This window comes from Pelorhabdus sp. sgz311002, from assembly GCF_056134285.1.
Genome location: NZ_JBWBCL010000001.1, coordinates 354,356 through 372,892, shown reverse-complemented (window position 1 = coordinate 372,892; position 18,537 = coordinate 354,356). Strand labels below are relative to the sequence as shown.

The window sequence follows — 18,537 nt, the reverse complement described above, 5'->3', positions numbered from 1 at the left end:
GTAGGAAATTCGCCCTTTACCAGGTATAATCCTCTTTATCAGCAATTCCTCTACCAGTTAATTTATCGAGAACGAGACGCTGTTCCACTTGCGCTACGAGTTTTCTCGTTGATTTTACGGCATCAGGATTTACCGACATGGAATCAATCCCGCTCTTCACTAAAAACTCGGCAAAGTCCGGATAAACACTCGGCGCCTGCCCACAAATCGATACAGTTTTTCCGTCACGATGAGCCACTTCAATTAAATGACGAATCGCTCGACGTACTGCTAAATTACGTTCGTTGAAAATATGCGATACTGTTTCATTGTCGCGGTCACAACCAAGAGTCAGCATCGTCAAATCATTCGATCCAATAGAATAACCATCGACAAAGGCGTTAAATTGATCCGCTAAAATAATATTCGCTGGAATTTCAGCCATAAGCCATACTTTAAAATCGGGTCCTCGTCTCAGTCCTTCGGCAGCCATTAACTCCGTAACTTTAGCAGCTTCGTCTACAGTTCGGCAGAAAGGAATCATTACATTTAAATTTTTAAAACCAAATTCTTCGCGTACTTTTTTAACTGCTTTTAACTCTAACTTAAACGCTTCCGTGTATACAGGATCATAGTAGCGGGAAGCGCCACGCCAGCCTAATAACGCGCTAGGTTCATAAGGTTCATACTTATCGCCGCCCTTGAGATCACGATATTCGCTTGATTTAAAATCGCTAAAACGTAGTGTAACTGGCCGTGGCGCCAAAGCTTGGCAAACCTTACGGATTCCCTCAGATAATGCTTCGATCACTCGGTCAGGCCGTCCTGTTTCAATTAAGTAAAGCGGATGTTCATGAATCGAAGTTGTCCAGATAAACTCCTCGCGCATTAGACCGATTCCATCGCAAGGAAGCGAGCTATAACGATCAGCTAAGTCAGGATCGCCCAAATTCATGTAAATTTTTGTTCCTGTTACCGGGAAAGTTTCTTGTGCCGCTGTCGCGACTTCTGTAACAGCTGGTTTTACAAGATCATCAATACAACCTTCATAAATAATGCCGTTCGTAGCATCAACGGTAATTTCCATGCCATCTTGAATAGCAGTCGTTCCTGCCACACCGCGGCTTTTGCTGCCAACAACACAAGGGATACCCAACTCGCGACTAACAATGGAAGCATGGCAGGTCATCCCGCCCGCATCAGTGACAATGGCTTTCGCTTTTTTCATGGCTGGAACCCAGTCAGGGGCCGTCATTTCCGTGACTAAAATTTCCCCCTCTTTAAACTGATCAATGAGACTAGGATCAAGAATGACATGTGCTTTGCCGCTGACCCGTCCAGGACTTGCCGGCAACCCCTTCGTTACTACACGACGATTTGTAACTTGCTCTTTTCCTTGCTGCATCATATTGCCTCCTCGTTCTTTATTCCTTCTTGACCATACTGTCTCAGGCCGCGCTTGCAAAACCCAAAGTTTTCCATCGCGTTCGTCAATGCCCCATTCAATATCCATATAGGAACCATAATGTTGTTCAATTGCCAAAGCATGCTGCGCTAACTCCCGTACCTGCTCATCAGTCAACACTGCCGCCTTTGCCTGTCCTGCCGGTACTTGTTGCTCTTCACAACCACCATCGGCCTTACGTACTAGCATGATGGGTTTATCGTGAATTTGCTTGTCTACTATCGTTAAATCTGATTTTTTAACAAGAAAACTATCGGGAGTTACTGTTCCTTGCACAATATATTCGCCAAGGCCCCAAGAACCTTCAATAAGAATATTTTGATCATCACCTGTTGCCACATCAACAGTAAACATAACGCCAGAAGCTTTAGAAAAAACCATCATTTGTACTACAGCGCTTAAAGCAACATCAAGATGATCAAATTTTTTCTTGGCACGATAATAAACCGCGCGATCTGTGAACATCGATGAATAACATTCTTTGACTCTTGCTACCACATCGGAAACGCCTTGTACATTCAAATAGCTTTCCTGCTGACCAGCAAAACTAGCATCAGGCAGATCTTCCGCCGTTGCACTAGAACGAACAGCCACAAAAGGATTTTCTTGCCCTACTTTGCTTGCCAAAGTTTGATAAGCCGTTTCAATTGCCTTAGCAATAGCAGCAGGCATCGTCGCCTGCATAATTGCTTCACGAATGGCTGCACTTACCTTGCGCAGCATATAGCTATCCTCTACATCATCTAATTGACCAATCAAATCAGCAATTTTCTCACCTACGCCACTTTCTTTGACAAATAAGCGATAAGCATACGCCGTTGTTGCAAAGCCAAACGGAACGGGAACTTTCGTCTTTGATGTAAGTTCGCCCAGTGATGCTGATTTACCACCCACTAAAGCAACTTCTTCCTTGCAAATTTCATCAAACCATAAGATAAGACTTTCACTTTTTTCCTGCATAATATCCTCCTTATACGCCATAAAATAGCATACTCTATTATTCTTTATAAGCTTATATAGTATATACTATATAAATTCTCTATCTCCTGCTTTATGGCCTGATTTTTTCACTATTTTTATAAAAAAATCAACTCCGAACAAAAATCCTTGTTCGGAGCTGATTTATAGTGTACACTAATTACTTTTTCATTTAGCAAAGAAAATCAAACCAAAATTTTAGCAAAGTCGCCAAAAGGCTGTGTGAGTTGACTAATCTGACGTAACAAAGCTAACCGATTATTACGGACAGCTTCATCATCAACCATAACCATAACGGCCGCAAAGAAAGCATCGATCGGCGCTTTCAATTGATACAGAGCTTGCAGCGCTACCGCATAATCACTTGCCGCTGCTGTCATTTCCGCCTTAACAGCACAAAGACTACTATACAAAGCAGCTTCTGCCGGATCATTCAAAAGTTCTTTCGTCACAACATCGTTTTGCGCATTTTTCGCTAAATTATTGACACGCACGATCGCCTGAATTAAAGGCACCGCTTCTTCTGCCTGGACTAGCTGCTGAAGTGCTTGGGCTTTTAACCATAAATCATAGCAATTATCTACGCCAAGCGATAAAACTGTATCAATCAGATCGTAGCGAATTTCGTTTTCTTGTAGAACATTTTTAAGGCGAAGACTAAAGAAATCAAGTACGGCCTGTTCTAAGGAAGCGATTTTTTCAGCCTCTAAACCTAACAAGTCAGCCGTAAAACGAACTAACTGCGATAAAGACAGCGAAATTTGTCCATCAATAAGGATATTTACAATCCCCAGAGCCTGACGGCGAAGCGCATAGGGGTCCTGGGAACCTGTAGGAATCAGGCCGCGGCTGAAAGTAGCCACAATATTATCTAATTTATCGGCAATACTAAGCAATTTTCCCGCTGCAGTAGTCGGCAGAGAGTCACCGGCAAAACGCGGCAAATAATGTTCAAAAATAGCTTTTGCCACAGCTGGAGTTTCGCCTTGCAGGAGCGCATAAGCTTCGCCCATCGTCCCTTGTAGTTCTGTAAACTCACAAACCATGCCTGTAGCTAAGTCGGCTTTTAATAATTCGCCAGCCCGGCTAAGAGTTTCAGCATCGGCCTTCACAATACTGATTTCACCCACATAGGCTGCTAGTTTCTTAATGCGCTGCGTTTTATCATACATCGTACCAAGACCATCTTGATAAACAATCGTTTTTAATTTCTGCACTCTTACATCAAGAGGAATCTTTTTGTCTTCTTCATAGAAAAACTCCGCATCAGCTAGCCGAGCCCGCAGTACTCGTTCATTGCCGCGACATACTGTATCAATATGATCGGCATTGCCATTACGAACCGTAATAAAGACAGGCAGCAACTTGCCTTCTGGCGAAAACACCGGGAAATAACGCTGATGCTCGCGCATAGGCGTAATAAGCGCTTCTGGCGGCAATGCCAGATACTTATCTTCAAAGCGACCGCACAGTGCCGTAGGATATTCTACTAAAAAAACGACTTCTTCTAATAAATCTTCGTCAATGGCTGCTGTACCGCCTTGGGCCACAGCCAATTCTTTAATCTGCTTAGTAATCAGTTCACGCCTTGCTGCCGGATCGACCATGACATAATTCTCACTGAGCTTCGCAAAATATTCGTCGGCATTTGCCAGCGAAATATTTTTTTCTCCTAAAAAGCGATGACCTGTAGTAACACGGCCACTTGTCACTTGGGCAATGGAAAAAGGAATGATCTCGCTGCCAAATAGAGCAACTAACCACCGAATTGGTCGTACAAAGCGCATGTCAAGATCAGCCCAGCGCATATTTTTCGGGAAGTTCATGTGCTGAATCAAATCCGTCATAATTTCCGGTAAAAGACCGACAACTTCCTGACCTGCTTCAAAAACGTTAGCATAAACGTAGCCGTCTTTCACAACCAAGTCTTTTACATCAATTTTTTGTCCTCTGGCAAAGCCTTGAGCTGCTTTCGTAGGCTGATTCTGATCATCAAAGGCGATTTTAACGGAAGGTCCCTTATTTTCTGCTTTTTTATCAGCTTGTTTTTCACTGACAGCATGTATCAGCAAAGTTAGGCGGCGGGGCGTACCAAAAGTTTCTATCTTGCCACAATCAATTCTAAGTTCAGCCAATTTTTCTCCGGCCAATTTTCCCAACTGTTTCAGTGCAGCCGGCATAAATTTGGCCGGTATTTCTTCTGTACCAATCTCTAGCAATAAATCCTTACTCACTTGCCCGTCCTCCTTTCAGCAGGGGAAATCCCAGCTGTTCTCTCAATTCAAGATAAGCTTGCGCACATTGTCTGGCCATGTTGCGTACGCGACCGATAAACGCCGTTCTCTCACTAACGCTAATCGCGCCGCGAGCGTCCAAAAGATTAAAAGCATGAGAGCATTTTAATACATAATCATAGGCAGGCAATACTAAACCTTGCTCAATAACACGCAATGCCTCTTTTTCATATTGGTCAAACAAAGTAAAGAGCAAGGCTGCATCGGAAACTTCAAAATTATATTTTGACTGTTCCACTTCATTTTGGTGAAAAATATCGCCATAGGTTATCCCATCAACCCATTCTAAATCATAAACATTTTCTTTGCCTTGAATGTACATAGCTAACCGTTCTAGCCCATAGGTAATTTCTACCGAAACTGGTTTCACATCAATGCTGCCAACCTGTTGAAAATAAGTAAACTGAGTAATTTCCATACCATCAAGCCAAACTTCCCAGCCAAGCCCCCAAGCTCCCAGTGTCGGGGATTCCCAGTTATCTTCCACAAAGCGAATGTCATGCTCTTCGTGGCGAATACCGAGTTTTGCCAAACTTTCCAAATAGAGCTCCTGAATATTTGGCGGTGACGGTTTGCGAATTACCTGATATTGATGATGCTGAAATAGCCGATTCGGGTTGTCACCATAACGGCCATCAGCCGGACGTCTCGATGGTTCCACATAAGCTACATTCCAAGGTTCTGGCCCTAAAGCGCGCAAAAACGTAGCAGGATTCATGGTACCCGCTCCTTTTTCCACATCATAAGGCTGTTGAATAATACAACCCTGTTGGGCCCAATAATTTTGTAACGTTAAAATCATGTCTTGAAAAGTCACAATATCCCTCCTAAAAATAAAAACTTCCCGTCCCTGTAACAGTACTGTTACAGGGACGGGAAGTTATCCCGCGGTTCCACCCTGCTTGGCCAAAAATTGGCCCGCCTTCATAAATGCTGTTTCGCTCTGGAGCGCCTTTCTTTCGCCGTTACTGGCTTTCACCTGACCCAGTTCGCTAACTTTTTGGCAAAATACTTTATTCCTTCATCGCTAACTAATTTAGATTACTCCTAGTTTACCTAATTTGCGTTTAAAAAGCAAGCGTAAACTATTCTTCCTGGCGTTCCTTCGTTTCTTCCGTTGGTTCTACATCAACGATGTCATCATTGCGAACCACTTCAATACTGCATTTTTTAAACACAGCTGCCAGTACGCCAAGCGCAGCAATTTGCGGCGCTAATACCGCGCCAATGGCGCCAAGTGATACAGGGATTTCGGCAAGAATCTTATCTTCACTTTTAATGCGAATTCGATTTACATTCCCTTCCCGAATCAAATCTTTCACTTTATCAACAACTTCGCTGGATTTTACAGAAATTTCGTCAGTCCATTTACTATTTTGTTTCTTTTCTTCTAGTTCAATCAGCGCTTCAATTACATTGCCTTCATGTTTTTCCAGCGCTTCTTTTGCTTCTTTAAATGAAGCATTGGTGCGAGAACGAATCATATCAATTTTTTCAAGCGTTACTTTTTCTTCCATGGCTAAATCCCTCCTATTTATATGATCATTGCTGATTAGGCAATACTGTGAATAAAGTTCAATGATTTCAAGGGCCTGTCAAGATGACAAGTCAAATAATCAAGAAATAGCTTTTCAAGCTGCATTAAATCACTGCCAATTATAACAAAATGACTGGGATTATCAAAATCAAGGGATAGCAACGTTAAGAGCAATTCATAGACTTTCTCACTGAGCAAAAAAGCCTCGCCTGTAGCACACTCTTTGCAAACAGTACCGCCTAACTGCGAAGAAAAATGACAAGGCAATTCCACACGATTATGACAATGAACACACTCGGAAAGTTCTGGTCCAAAACCAGCTCGCTGCAAAAGCTGCCAGCCAGCAGCGAGACTTACGAGACGCGGATTTCGCTCTTGCATCAGCCGAAAAATTGCCAGCAACTGATACAGTAAATCAGGCTCCCCTTCACCTTCCGGCCAAAACTGAACAACAATTTCCGCTACAACAGCGCCATAAGCCATAGCCATAAGGTCCTGGCGCATATGAGCAAAAGGTTCTAGTAAAGAACATTGCCGCAAAGACCGACTTTTGCCATTATCATAAGTAATTTCCAGAAAAGCAAAAGGCTGCACAGTTCCAGCCATAGGAGAACGAGCCCGTCTTACATGCCTGGCAAACAACTGAATCACACCTTGATCTTCCGTAAAGAAAGTAACAAGTCTGTCAGCGTCACCACTGTCTTTGGCCTGGAGCACAAGCGCTTTTGTCGGCACAAGAGTCATCGCAGTATCAGCAAAATCATTGCGCTTCCTCCTAATTTGCTTTTTATAAACGTTTTGTTAATTGTTTATTCTGCCTCTATCTCAACAGCCTTATGTATAAGAGTCGCCTTAAGGCGAACGATACGAAAACCATTTACCTCTAAAATCACAAATTCATAAAGACCTAGTTGCATGGTATCATCGACTTCCGGTTTACGGCCTAACAGTCCAAACATATAACCGCCAATTGTATCTTCTTCATGCTCTTCCAAATCAATATGCAGCAGTTCTGCCACTTCTTCGAGCAGTACCCTACCATCAAATTCATAGCTGCCATCAGGCAAGCGTTGAATTTCAATCCCTTCTTCTTCGTCGTGCTCGTCTTGAATATTCCCGACAATTTCTTCTAGAACATCTTCCAAGGCAACAAGACCAGCCGTACCACCGTATTCGTCAATTACTACCCCAAGGTGAGTCCGTTTTCGTTTCATAATCTGTAGTAGTTCCGCCACAGACATGCCTTCTGGTACAACAAGAATTTCCCGCATAATTGATTTTAAATCTTTTTCCTCGTCAGGTTCTAAATCAAGTTCCATCAGATCACGCAAATGAACCATGCCAATTACATGATCACGGTCTTCTACACATAAGGGATAACGGGTATGGCTTGTCTCACGAACAACCGTCATATTTTCTTCAAAAGAATCATCTGTAAAGAGGCAAACCATATCTTGGCGAGGAACCATAACTTCTCTAGCTAAGCGATCGGCAAAATCAAAAACATTATCAATAAGCTCGCTTTCCATCTTATCAAGAACACCACCGCGCGTACTGGCGCTGACAATCAAGCGGAGCTCTTCTTCCGATAAAGCAATATTACTTTCTGTCGCAGGTGGCACGCCGATCAAATTTAAAATAGCCTGAGCCGTTCGATTAAATAAGCCGATGATCGGTGATCCAACCTTTTGAAAAATATAGAGCGGCCAAACAATAAACAATACCATTTTTTCGGTATGCTGTATGGCAATCGATTTCGGCACAAGTTCGCCAATCACGATATGCAAAAACGTAATAATGGTAAATCCGGCTGCTATGCTAATCGAACTTTGCAGCCAAAGCGATCCCGGTAAATACGCCGTAAACAAAGGTTGCAATAAGCTGGAAATAGCCGGTTCTCCCAACCAGCCAAGCCCCAGCGAAGCAAGTGTTACGCCAAGTTGAGTAGCTCCCAAATAACTGTCAAGAGCTGAAACGACCTTCATGGCTAAGGGAGCCCGTTTATCGCCTTGGTGAATCAATTCTTCGAGCCGAGTTTTGCGTATTTTCACGAGAGCAAATTCAGCAGTAACAAAAAAGCCGTTTACCAATACAAGAGCAAAAGCAATCAAAAGTTTAAAGAAGCTATATAGAGGAACATCTACAGCATCGATAGAGCATCTCTCCCTAATTTTTCATTCCAACCCGCTCAGGCATCATGGCGCCTGCCGTAAGAACATATTCTAGCGCACTTTCATTCGTTACATCTAAAGGAATAATATCCTTTTTCGCCACAATAATATTGAAGCCTGATGTAAGATTAAGGCTCATCGGCACAAATACGCAAACATGTTCATCTGGCAAATGTTCAGCAAGCGGTTCAGAAACATCTGATACGATGAAGCCAAGAGCTCTGCAGTCAGCATGCGGATAAGGCACAAGCACTGCCTGTTTAAAAGATTGACTGGAATTAAATACAGCAGTGGACAGTTTTTTAACAATGTTATAAATAAATTTCACAAAAGGTATGGAGTTGACAAACCGTTCTCCTAAGCCTAGAAGTGATTTCATCAGCCAGTAAGAAGAAAGCCATCCTACCAAAATAATAAACAACAAGGCCGCCATAAGGCCAACTCCAGGAAAATGAATTGGCAAATGCTGACCTAACAGTTGCTCAGAAAATGTGAAAATTTGCATGACAACCCATACGGTAAAGGCAATCGGAAAAATCACGATTAACCCATTCATAAAATACTTAGAAACCCACTTCATGATTCACCCCTCTTAACAAATGATAGCATTTTGACTGCCTCTGGTCAATAAACAGGGGCGGCTTTACAATAAAAAAGGAAAAAAAGGGTATGATTATTCATACCCCAGAGATTTTAAAATCGAATCACGATTGCGCCAATCCTTTTTCACTTTCACCCATAAATCAAGATAACAGGGATTTCCCAATAAATTTTCTACATCGACACGGGCCTGCTGACCGATTTTCTTCATTAAAGTACCGCCGCTGCCAATCAAAATTCCCTTTTGTGATTCTCTTTCCACATAGATGACAGCACGAACATACAATTTATCGCCAGGACGCGGTGCAATTTCTTCAATATCCACAGCAATGGCATGCGGCACTTCTTCTCTTGTAAGCTGAAGCGCTTTTTCCCGAATGAGTTCAGCAATGACAAGCCGCTCTGGCTGGTCTGTTATCATATCTTCAGGAAAATACTTAGGCCCTTCCGGCAGGAGACTTTTAATTTCAGTAAGAAGCACATCAAGATTTACTTTTTCCAACGCCGAAATAGGCACAACGGCTTTAAAATCATAGCGACTTTGATAGTTTTTGATGATCGGTAAAAGTTTCGGTTTCTCAACAAGATCTATTTTATTAACAACAAGAAAAACCGGCGTCTTTACTTCTTTCAAACGCTCAATAATATATTCTTCCCCGGGTCCAAATTTTTCACTGGCGTCTGTTACAAATAAAATGGCGTCCACTTCGCGTAGCGTCTGCTCGGCTGCCTCCACCATATATTGTCCTAGCTTATGCTTCGGTTTATGAATGCCAGGCGTATCCACAAACAGCATTTGTGCATCGTCTTGCGTTAGTACGCACATAATTTTATTGCGCGTTGTCTGTGGTTTATCACTCATAATAGCGATCTTCTGGCCAATAAGACTATTAACCAGCGTGGATTTACCAGCGTTAGGCCGTCCAATTACAGCGACAAAACCGGAACGAAAAATATCTTTCTTTGTATTACTCAATCGTTGTTGTCCTCCCCAAAATACGTCAAGTCCTCAGAAGAAAAAGAATAGGGCAATATCTCTTCTAATGACATAACTTTATATTCTCCCGTTTGATTTGCCATAATTATGGCGGGAATGTGAAACTCAGCTATCACTTGTCGGCAAGCGCCGCAAGGCGCTACAGGATTCGAAGTTTTTGCAGCAACAGCCAAAGCTTTAAATTTTCTTTCACCTTTTGCTAAGGCCGTAAAAATAGCAGTTCTTTCGGCGCAGATTGTTAACGAATAAGAAGCATTTTCAATATTACAACCTTCATAAATCGTTCCATCGTCGGTTAGTAAAGCAGCGCCTACGGGAAAATGCGAGTAAGGTACATAGGCTTTCGCCATGGCCCGTGTCGCCGCAGCTACAAGTAAGCGTATTTCTTCTGGCGTAATCGAACAAACTAGACTATCTTTCATAAACGCTCAATTCCTAAAGCGCCCAAAATAGCCTCTTCTTCTTGGCGCATTTCTGCTTTATCACTGTCGGTTAAATGATCATAGCCTAATAAATGAAGTAACCCGTGAACCGTCAAATAAGCAAGTTCTCGCTCCAAACTATGACCATACTCTTCGGCTTGCCTGGCGAGAGTATCAACAGAAATAATAATATCACCAAGCAAATCTTCTGCTGGACCATCAAGTATCTCCGGCTCCTCACCTTCGCTAAGCGCAAAAGATAAAACATCTGTTGGCCTGTCAATGCCGCGAAATTCTAAATTCATTTTATGAATATGGGCATCGTCGCAAAAGGATAAGCTGACTTCCGCCGTCGGCGCTAAGTTGTACAATTCAGCTGCTTTGCTTAAAACTTTCTTGACTGTCGCCGCCATCGCGTCCGATACAGTCACTTCGGTCTGTAAGGAGTTTATGTTGATTTCCATTTTTTAATTTTCTCCTTTCTAAATCTTTCTCATCGGGATATTCAATTCGTGTATGGAACATGCTGGAAAGTACCCTAATAAAAATATCACCGATCGTATTTAAATCGCGCAACGTTAGATTACATTCATCAAGCTGCCCTTCATGGAGACGCTGTTTAATAATTTTGCGCACAGTTGCTTCAATACGGTTAATATTCGGTTTCGCAATAGACCGTACTGCAGCTTCACAACCGTCGGCCAACATGACAAGCGCGGCTTCTTTACTTTGCGGACAAGGTCCTTCATAGCGGAAATCCGATTCAATAATACATTCACTATGATCATTTTCCGTCGCTCGTTGATAAAAATAAGATACTAGCGTCGTGCCATGATGTTGCTGCACAATATCAGCGACGATGCCAGGAATATTGTGTTCACGGCACAAATCACGGCCATCTTTAATATGAGACGTTATAATCAGCGTACTCAGCGACGGCGCAATTTTATCATGAGGATTCTCTCCTGACGCCTGATTTTCCACAAAAAAACAAGGACGCTTGATTTTGCCTATATCATGATAATAAGCGCCTACCCGGGCGAGTACTGGATCTGCACCAATTTGAGCCGCTGCTGTCTCTACCATATTGCCAATAAGTACACTATGATGATAGGTTCCTGGCGCCTCTAACAAGAGCTGCTGCAACAGTGGATGATTGGGTCTGGCTAGATCCATGAGTTTCACTGACGTGGTAATATGAAACACATTTTCTAAGTAAGGTAAAATTCCAGTCGTGATAATCGTAGCCGTAACACCACTAAAAATACCTAGTAAACACTGCGTAACAAGTTCGGCACCACTAATTTGATCAATTAGACCCGTTGTGGCAATAACAAGAAACTGGACAATAGAAATCCAAAAGCCGCTTTTTGCCAAACTGTAGCCTGTCGTCACTGTGGAAATACAGTAAACACCAGTGATACTCCCCATAAGACAGGTCAATACGGCACGAAGATCATGGTCGACAATGACGCCAAAAAAAATCGTTAAAGCAAAAGTTACGGCAAGACCAATGCGGCGATTGATCAAAATCGTTGCGAGCAAAGCGCCGACCGTCATGGGTGCGGCAAAATCAGAATAATAGTGAGCCATTTTTCCAAGAATCATGGTAATCAACATAACAAGGCCTACAAGCACCATTGATAAGTCATTTTCATAAACAGAAGGCGCACTTGTCCGGAGAGAAAGCGTCGTCAAGGCCATAATAATCAAGACAAAAAAGGTAAGCCCTAACACACGAAGTTCATTCGTCTGCCCGCGAGAAAGCCCCAGTTCCTCTAGCGCATGAATTTGCTCTGCTGTAACTACATCGCCGCGACGGACAAGTACTTGCCCTTTTTTGATTGTTTCACGGACAGGCTCTATCCCAGCTAAAACGCCTTGTTTGCGTTTTTCGGTTTCTTTACTGTTCAAAATAAAATTAGTCTGTAAAAACAGTGGTGCTAAAGCGGTTATTAGTTGTTTTTCCGCAAGCGGCAGCGGTAATTCGTTCGCTTCCAAAGCAATTTGCTTTTTTGCCAGATCTAGCTCATCATCACGAATGCCCCGCTGTAAATACTTATTTAGCAAAGTTAGAGTTCTATCTTGGTCGCGTTCCAACGCCGCTTCATCGAGCGTCACTAACAAAGTAGACGCCGTAGCCGACAGCAAGGGCAAAGCTCCTTTGACTTTGGCAATTTTCTCTTGCTCGGAAAGCTGCATATCTTCTTTAACCGTATGGGCAGTACGAAATAAAGCCGTAAGATTTTCCCCGGCTTTATTGACTATGGCCATATCTAGATCATACACGTTAACAATTCCGGCAAGTACTTCACTTTCCAGTTTTTTCGTTTTATCGGTATTAATATAGGAAACAGTCCGTGGCGCTAAAATATCACGATCACTAATTTGTCCAGTTTCAAATGAAACTCTATCACCTAAAAAATCCGTAGCCAGTACGACAATAAACAAAGTAAAAAAAGCTAAAGACAAGACAATCCGGCGAATAACCGGTTTTGCATATACACTGCCTGGTTGCGTAAACATAGCGCGCAACCGTCTACTGGCAGACCCCATTTTATTCACTCCAATTTTTCCATTTTCTTCTCTTTGTCAAAGTTATCATAGGCGCGAATAATCCGTGATACGACTTCATGGCGCACTACATCGGCTTCTTCAAACAGAGAAATGGCAATTCCATCAACCTGAGCCAGAATCCGCTTGGCCTGAGCCAAACCAGAAATTTGCCCTGGCGGCAAATCAATTTGTGTTAAATCGCCAGTAATAACCATTTTAGAGCCAAAGCCTAAACGAGTAAGAAACATTTTCATTTGAGGCGCCGTTGTATTCTGGGCCTCATCTAAGATAACGAAGGAATCGTCAAGTGTCCGTCCGCGCATATAAGCCAGCGGCGCTACTTCAATAATCCCCTTAGACATATATTTAGCAAAGGTCTCACTGCCGATAATATCATAAAGTGCATCGTAAAGGGGCCGCAAATAAGGATCCACCTTTTCTTGCAGATCGCCAGGTAAAAATCCTAGCTTCTCACCAGCTTCCACAGCAGGTCGCGTTAAGATAATTCTTTCCACTTTTCTATTTTTTAATGCTTCTACAGCCATAGCAACAGCCAAATAAGTTTTCCCGGTGCCGGCTGGACCAATTCCCAGCGTAATATCGTGACGTCGAATGGCTTCCAAGTAAATAAGCTGGCCCCAGGTTTTCGGCTTAATCATGCGGCCTCTTGCCGTCGTCAGCACCGAATCAGCATACAGTCGATGCAGTTTGTGGGCGCCATTTTCCTGAACCATTTTTATACTATATTTCACATCATGAATTGTAATAAAGTTTTTACTGCGATATAAAAAGATCAATTCTGACAGCAAATGATAAACTTGTTCTACCAGTATATCGTCACCGCTAATTACAAGTTGATCTCCCCGTGCCGTTACTTGGCAGGAAAAACTTTCCTGAATTAGTCGGATATTTTCATCATTTCTACCTAAAACCATTACAGCTTCTTGATGATCTGTAAAGTCTAATCGTTTTTCCATTTGATTGGCCTGCGGCAAATAGTTAGCCCCCCTGTAAGCTGGTTCTGTTTTCACCGATCTCTTCAATTGTTTCCACTAAAACTTTTACTTTCACCCTATTGGGATCGTCGGTTGCAACAAGTTCCGTATTTTTTGCGATAATTTGAGCCGTCTCAGGAATTTGTTCGGACAAAACTGCTAAAGCATGCCGTACAGCACTGTCCGTCGCTTCTTCGTGCGTTTTTTCTTGATAAACCGGCACAGTTTCATAAAAGTCTTCCCTGGTAAATTCGACAGGTAAATCGGGATTCCTCCAAAGGAGAACTTTTTTGCAAAAAACCTCGCGTTCAAAGCTCGTAAAGGGCGGATTCGGCGCTGATTTTATCGTCACTTCCCGCCCCCCAAAAAAAATCTTATAAGAATCTCGCTGCTGTCCAGTTCGCTCTAGCCAAGTAGTCGAAAGCGACTCTTCACCGGTTGCTTCATAGTGTATCTTGGCTTTTACAATACCAGTTGCCCGTACCGCCTTGCCTGACAGTAGACCTTTGATTAAAATGTCTCCCGCCCGTACAGTATCGCCCTGTTTCTTTTGGCCTTGTCCGTTTAAAACAATCCATTCGCAAATTACACCGTCTTTTTGAGCCACATAATCGGCAGGCTCGCGGCTTTCCTCTTGCGGCATATTCTTCTCGGCAACCTCTACGACAGCCCTCGTTCCCATAAACTGAATAGAAGCCCAGGCTAATTCCGGAACTGCCAAAAGCAAAGCTGTCTCAGCCTGCTTTTTATTCACTTCATCTTTTTTGGCCCCAGGAACAATACCGCCTTCCGCCAAGGCCTGCCTTACTACGGCAGCTGGAACTTGTTCACAGCCAGTAATATGGACAAAGAATATAAAATTTGATGCATATTGAAGCAAAGCACAGAACAGGAACAGTCCCAAAACAAACATCTTTCGGCGCTTAACTTTTTTGAAGAAAAAGGGAAATCCCTGATAAGCAACCACAGAAATTCTCGTCTCACTTCGCTTAACTAACGGTCTGATAGCAAAAAAATCCTGGAGGCTTATATAAACATAAACGCCATCAAATCGCTTGGTAGCTGACCATAGCTCGAACCCTTGATCAAGACAAAGATTGATGAGTTTCTCCGGTCTTTTACCTGTAACTTTTATATAAACAAACCCTTTGAAATAATGATTAAACCGCATAAACAACACAAGCTCGCCTCCTATAAATCATAGCGAAGCGACTGAATCAGTCCTTCGACTAGAATTTGTTCTACCTGGAGGCTTCCTAACGATAAATTGCTTCCTACTACAATTACAACTCCCTGCTTGAGCCTAATGCGGACAATTTGCGTCGTATACTCAATAATACCTTTATGATTCTCAATTAGCAACTGTTTATTTCCCAACAGGGTCATGCGAGGCAGATCAAAAATCAAATCATCAGGAATTTCAAACAGCTCCGCTATTGATTCGATACGATTGTGCTTACGCCTTGCCATAGAGTCTCCGCCCCCTTACTTTATGTGTATGTAGCAAGCGGAGCGTTCAGACATGGACTTATAGATTTGTTCTATTTTTTCAGTTACCGTTCAAAGTTATGAACTTTAACAGGCGCCGCAAAGCGCATATAATTTGTGGCTAAAATTACTTCGCCACACTCTAAGTTTTTAATTTCATTTCGTTGCTGCAAAATATCTTTGCGGCACATGGTTTCTAGTTTTTGACGATCAGCGCGCGAGGAAAGCGCTAAAATAAATAGCGTATTTAACTGAGAAAGCACCTGATCCGCCAAGAGTCTCGGCTGCTGGTCAACTACGCAAAGTCCGAGACGAAATTTACGAGCTTCACTGACGAGCCGCCGAAAAATATGCTGGGAGCCGACTTCCTTCCTGCCTAAAAAACGATGAGCCTCTTCCAGCACCAGCAAGGCTGGGGTCAGACCCATTCTTTCATCGTCGCTATGGGCAGCATAATAGTTAAGCAATTTTTTCGTAATTAAGGTGGATAAAGCGATCTCTCCTAACGGGGAATTATGTTTCATTTCTACTAATACCACCTTACCATTTCCTACTTCCTGAATCATCTGGGCAAGTGTACCTACTGGCTCTTGCGTTAATTGCAGTTCCTGCTGTAAATTCCAGCAGATGCTTTTGATCTTGCTAATAGTCCTAAGTTGAAATTTTTGGCCTGTTTCTGTTTTTAATTCACTAATTAAATCTTCTGCCTCGTATTTTAACAGGTAAGACATCCATTCTCTAGGCCAGAGAGAAGCAATCTTATAAAGAGCATCAAGCTGTACCTCAGTAAAAGTAGCGCAAAGCGCCAGATCAAGGGGTTCCCATTCCTCCATAGCCACCTGAAGAGGCTGACAAAGTGCGTCTTGGGGCTTTAAACTGTATACAACTAATCGGTCAGTAATCTGAGAATGCTTCGACAAAGCCTGATAATACTCATTATGAACATCAAAAATAAGCATGCCATACTGTTGCGATGCCAAAATCGAACTTGCCAATACTTTTACAAGATTGCTTTTCCCTGAACCAGTTGTCCCAAAAATCCCCATATGTTCTGGAATGGACTTGCTACCGCAAATTCCCACGGGAAAGGGACTGATACCGCGACCGCCTTTTAGATAACCAATTTCTAAATCACCGCCTATTTCCGCCAGTAATTCTTTATCTTCTTCCCCCAAAGAACGAACTTCGGCAAAAAAATCAGGGCATGTCTTAGGATTATAAAGCTGCCTAGCAGGATCAGCATAGCAAAGCTGTTCTGCCATCGCCAGTTTGACAGTATGATTGCCGCCTAAATAAAAATCAAGCTCATCTTGATTTACAACTTGACCACTTTCATCTAATTTACTCATGAGATAATTCACACCATTTAGGCCTGACCAGCGCGATTTCACTTTAAAATCATAGACGCGAATATAAAACCGGTCTTTTTGCTCACCTTCCACAACAAGAATATCGCCAAAATCAACCATCTGATGCGGCGCTACAACAAATTCCACATAAGTTCCCTTCGCAAAAGTAAGCCGTCCCTGATACATGGCTATCGCTCCCCTCGCAGTCCGTCTTAAAGCTTCACCAATATTATTTTGCACAAATGTCAAAAAAAAATAAGGCTGATACCCAAAATAGCCGTGTCTCTAAGTGAGAAACGCTGAGCAGTCAGCCTTATTCTTAGCGAAAGTTTTTTTGCCCATAGGGACGAATTTGCTTAGGCTTGCCGAGAATCTCCGACCACACAATCGCGGCGCGGAGCTGTTCTGGCGTGATAGACGAACCTTCTGACGAAGATGCGATCGCTGCAACGGAGGGCTCAGTCGTTGTTTGCGACGAAAAGCCACTTTCTTTCCCATCAAGACTTTGCGGCTTTTTTTCCGAAAGGAGAGCATTTTTTTTATCGTTACTCCCTTGCATCATTATCTGGTCTGGGACCGGCGGCGATTGCGATTCTGGGACAGAAGGATATTCATAGCTTTTTTTACGTTTTTTACGAAGAATTTCTGGTAAGCCATACAAAAGAGCCAGCAATAGTAATACGCCAATAAAATCCATATCCTATCACCTACTTTTTATCATCCAGCTTAGGTGCGCCGCTTTTAGCCACACTTTCTCGCATCTGCGTATCAGCCACAACGTTATTCAAATTATAGTAATCCATCACGCCAAGGCGACCTTCCTGCAAGGCAGCAGCCATCGCGTGAGGGACTTCGGCCTGAGCTTCGACAACTTTTGCCTGCATTTCCTGCGTATAAGCGCGCATTTCCTGCTCTTTCGCAACAGCCATAGCGCGCCGTTCTTCCGCTTTGGCCTGAGCAATCCGTTTTTCCGCTTCCGCTTGATCTGTTAAAAGTTCAGCGCCAATATTTCTACCTACATCAACATCAGCAATATCAATCGATAAAATTTCAAAGGCCGTACCGGCATCAAGGCCTTTTGATAGAACCGTACGGGAAATATGATCCGGATTTTCTAATACATCTTTATGATCAATAGAAGATCCCACGGTTGTAACAATGCCCTCGCCCACGCGAGCAATAATCGTCTGTTCCCCCGCGCCGCCAACAAGTCTATCAATATTGGCACGCACTGTCACTCGAGCCTTTACCTTAAGCTCAATCCCATTTTTCGCCACAGCAGATACGACAGGAGTTTCAATCACTTTGGGATTTACACTCATCTGCACAGCTTCCAATACATCGCGACCAGCTAAGTCAATGGCAGCCGATCTAGCAAAAGGCAGCGGAATATCGGCACGATGGGCCGCGATTAAAGCATCAATTACCCGATCTACATTGCCGCCTGCTAAGTAATGAGCCTCTAGCTGATTGGCATTTACATCAATCCCCGCTTTATTCGCCTTAATCAACGGCATTACAATCGCCGCAGGCGGAACACGGCGTAACCGCATGCCAATCAGCGTAAAAATTCCTACGTCAACAGCAGCCGCCATCGCCGAAATCCAAAGACCTAGCGGAACAAAGTGTAAAAACAGCATAACCGCTAAAAAAACAACAAACAAAATAAACAGTGGGAAAATTAAAGCTGTCATTATAAAACCCCT

The 18,537-nt window shown here is 43.0% G+C and carries 17 protein-coding genes; all 17 read right to left on the bottom strand.

From position 1 onward, the window contains the following. Positions 1-16 precede the first annotated feature (16 nt). The 17 genes from ppsA to floA all read right to left on the bottom strand — a co-directional run bounded on the left by ppsA (position 17) and on the right by floA (position 18,525). The gene (gene ppsA / locus AC0NJP_RS01890; protein WP_474698589.1) at positions 17-2,404 is read right to left on the bottom strand and encodes a phosphoenolpyruvate synthase; all 2,388 of its coding nucleotides are present in this window, start codon (positions 2,402-2,404) and stop codon (positions 17-19) included. Between the two features lie 203 nt (positions 2,405-2,607). After that, positions 2,608-4,656 carry a glycine--tRNA ligase subunit beta gene (gene glyS, locus AC0NJP_RS01885; protein ID WP_474698588.1) on the bottom strand — a complete coding sequence of 683 codons (2,049 nt, stop codon included), beginning with the start codon at positions 4,654-4,656 and terminating at the stop codon, positions 2,608-2,610. Beyond that, entirely contained in the window at positions 4,649-5,533 is an 885-nt protein-coding gene (gene glyQ, locus AC0NJP_RS01880) for a glycine--tRNA ligase subunit alpha (protein WP_474038317.1), read from the bottom strand. Before glyQ ends, glyS begins: the two co-directional genes overlap by 8 nt. 268 nt (positions 5,534-5,801) lie before the next feature. Further along, complete coding sequence (locus tag AC0NJP_RS01875; RefSeq protein WP_474038316.1) at positions 5,802-6,233, bottom strand: DUF4342 domain-containing protein; 432 nt, start codon at positions 6,231-6,233, stop codon at positions 5,802-5,804. A 35-nt stretch (positions 6,234-6,268) separates the two neighbouring features. After that, entirely contained in the window at positions 6,269-6,988 is a 720-nt protein-coding gene (gene recO, locus AC0NJP_RS01870) for a DNA repair protein RecO (protein ID WP_474038315.1), read from the bottom strand. Between the two features lie 74 nt (positions 6,989-7,062). Next, on the bottom strand, positions 7,063-8,364 hold the full coding sequence (locus AC0NJP_RS01865; protein WP_474698587.1) for a hemolysin family protein: 1,302 nt from the start codon (positions 8,362-8,364) through the stop codon (positions 7,063-7,065). Positions 8,365-8,419: 55 nt separating this feature from the next. Beyond that, positions 8,420-9,004: a DUF502 domain-containing protein gene (locus AC0NJP_RS01860; protein WP_474038313.1), complete on the bottom strand. Its 585-nt coding sequence runs from the start codon at positions 9,002-9,004 to the stop codon at positions 8,420-8,422. Between the two features lie 93 nt (positions 9,005-9,097). After that, a complete protein-coding gene (gene era, locus AC0NJP_RS01855; protein WP_474698586.1) occupies positions 9,098-10,000 on the bottom strand; it encodes a GTPase Era in 903 nt (300 codons plus the stop codon). Further along, the gene (locus tag AC0NJP_RS01850; RefSeq protein WP_474038311.1) at positions 9,997-10,443 is read right to left on the bottom strand and encodes a cytidine deaminase; all 447 of its coding nucleotides are present in this window, start codon (positions 10,441-10,443) and stop codon (positions 9,997-9,999) included. Before AC0NJP_RS01850 ends, era begins: the two co-directional genes overlap by 4 nt. Next, complete coding sequence (gene ybeY / locus AC0NJP_RS01845) at positions 10,440-10,907, bottom strand: rRNA maturation RNase YbeY (protein WP_474698585.1); 468 nt, start codon at positions 10,905-10,907, stop codon at positions 10,440-10,442. The genes AC0NJP_RS01850 and ybeY overlap by 4 nt, the downstream gene beginning before the upstream one ends. After that, a complete protein-coding gene (locus tag AC0NJP_RS01840) occupies positions 10,816-12,999 on the bottom strand; it encodes an HD family phosphohydrolase (protein ID WP_474698584.1) in 2,184 nt (727 codons plus the stop codon). Before AC0NJP_RS01840 ends, ybeY begins: the two co-directional genes overlap by 92 nt. 5 nt (positions 13,000-13,004) lie before the next feature. Further along, a complete protein-coding gene (locus tag AC0NJP_RS01835) occupies positions 13,005-13,976 on the bottom strand; it encodes a PhoH family protein (RefSeq protein WP_474698837.1) in 972 nt (323 codons plus the stop codon). A 22-nt stretch (positions 13,977-13,998) separates the two neighbouring features. Then, positions 13,999-15,165 (bottom strand): sporulation protein YqfD, encoded by a 1,167-nt coding sequence (gene yqfD, locus AC0NJP_RS01830; protein ID WP_474698836.1) that lies wholly within the window; start codon positions 15,163-15,165, stop codon positions 13,999-14,001. A 20-nt stretch (positions 15,166-15,185) separates the two neighbouring features. Then, complete coding sequence (gene yqfC, locus AC0NJP_RS01825; RefSeq protein WP_474038307.1) at positions 15,186-15,464, bottom strand: sporulation protein YqfC; 279 nt, start codon at positions 15,462-15,464, stop codon at positions 15,186-15,188. 83 nt (positions 15,465-15,547) lie between these two features. Further along, positions 15,548-17,017 carry an ATP-binding protein gene (locus AC0NJP_RS01820; RefSeq protein WP_474698583.1) on the bottom strand — a complete coding sequence of 490 codons (1,470 nt, stop codon included), beginning with the start codon at positions 17,015-17,017 and terminating at the stop codon, positions 15,548-15,550. Positions 17,018-17,150: 133 nt separating this feature from the next. Next, positions 17,151-17,528 carry a hypothetical protein gene (locus AC0NJP_RS01815; protein ID WP_474698582.1) on the bottom strand — a complete coding sequence of 126 codons (378 nt, stop codon included), beginning with the start codon at positions 17,526-17,528 and terminating at the stop codon, positions 17,151-17,153. A gap of 10 nt (positions 17,529-17,538) precedes the next feature. Then, positions 17,539-18,525: a flotillin-like protein FloA gene (gene floA / locus AC0NJP_RS01810; RefSeq protein ID WP_474038304.1), complete on the bottom strand. Its 987-nt coding sequence runs from the start codon at positions 18,523-18,525 to the stop codon at positions 17,539-17,541. Positions 18,526-18,537 lie beyond the last annotated feature (12 nt).

Excerpts from the sequence above, each read along its gene's own strand:
- AC0NJP_RS01820 (WP_474698583.1), bottom strand. The coding sequence starts at position 17,017 with ATGTATCAGGGACGGCTTACTTTTGCGAAGGGAACTTATGTGGAATTT.
- yqfD (WP_474698836.1), bottom strand. The coding sequence starts at position 15,165 with ATGCGGTTTAATCATTATTTCAAAGGGTTTGTTTATATAAAAGTTACA.
- AC0NJP_RS01860 (WP_474038313.1), bottom strand. The coding sequence starts at position 9,004 with ATGAAGTGGGTTTCTAAGTATTTTATGAATGGGTTAATCGTGATTTTT.
- AC0NJP_RS01840 (WP_474698584.1), bottom strand. The coding sequence starts at position 12,999 with ATGGGGTCTGCCAGTAGACGGTTGCGCGCTATGTTTACGCAACCAGGC.
- ybeY (WP_474698585.1), bottom strand. The coding sequence starts at position 10,907 with ATGGAAATCAACATAAACTCCTTACAGACCGAAGTGACTGTATCGGAC.
- AC0NJP_RS01835 (WP_474698837.1), bottom strand. The coding sequence starts at position 13,976 with ATGGAAAAACGATTAGACTTTACAGATCATCAAGAAGCTGTAATGGTT.
- ppsA (WP_474698589.1), bottom strand. The coding sequence starts at position 2,404 with ATGCAGGAAAAAAGTGAAAGTCTTATCTTATGGTTTGATGAAATTTGC.
- yqfC (WP_474038307.1), bottom strand. The coding sequence starts at position 15,464 with ATGGCAAGGCGTAAGCACAATCGTATCGAATCAATAGCGGAGCTGTTT.
- AC0NJP_RS01850 (WP_474038311.1), bottom strand. The coding sequence starts at position 10,443 with ATGAAAGATAGTCTAGTTTGTTCGATTACGCCAGAAGAAATACGCTTA.
- AC0NJP_RS01815 (WP_474698582.1), bottom strand. The coding sequence starts at position 17,528 with ATGGATTTTATTGGCGTATTACTATTGCTGGCTCTTTTGTATGGCTTA.
- AC0NJP_RS01875 (WP_474038316.1), bottom strand. The coding sequence starts at position 6,233 with ATGGAAGAAAAAGTAACGCTTGAAAAAATTGATATGATTCGTTCTCGC.
- floA (WP_474038304.1), bottom strand. The coding sequence starts at position 18,525 with ATGACAGCTTTAATTTTCCCACTGTTTATTTTGTTTGTTGTTTTTTTA.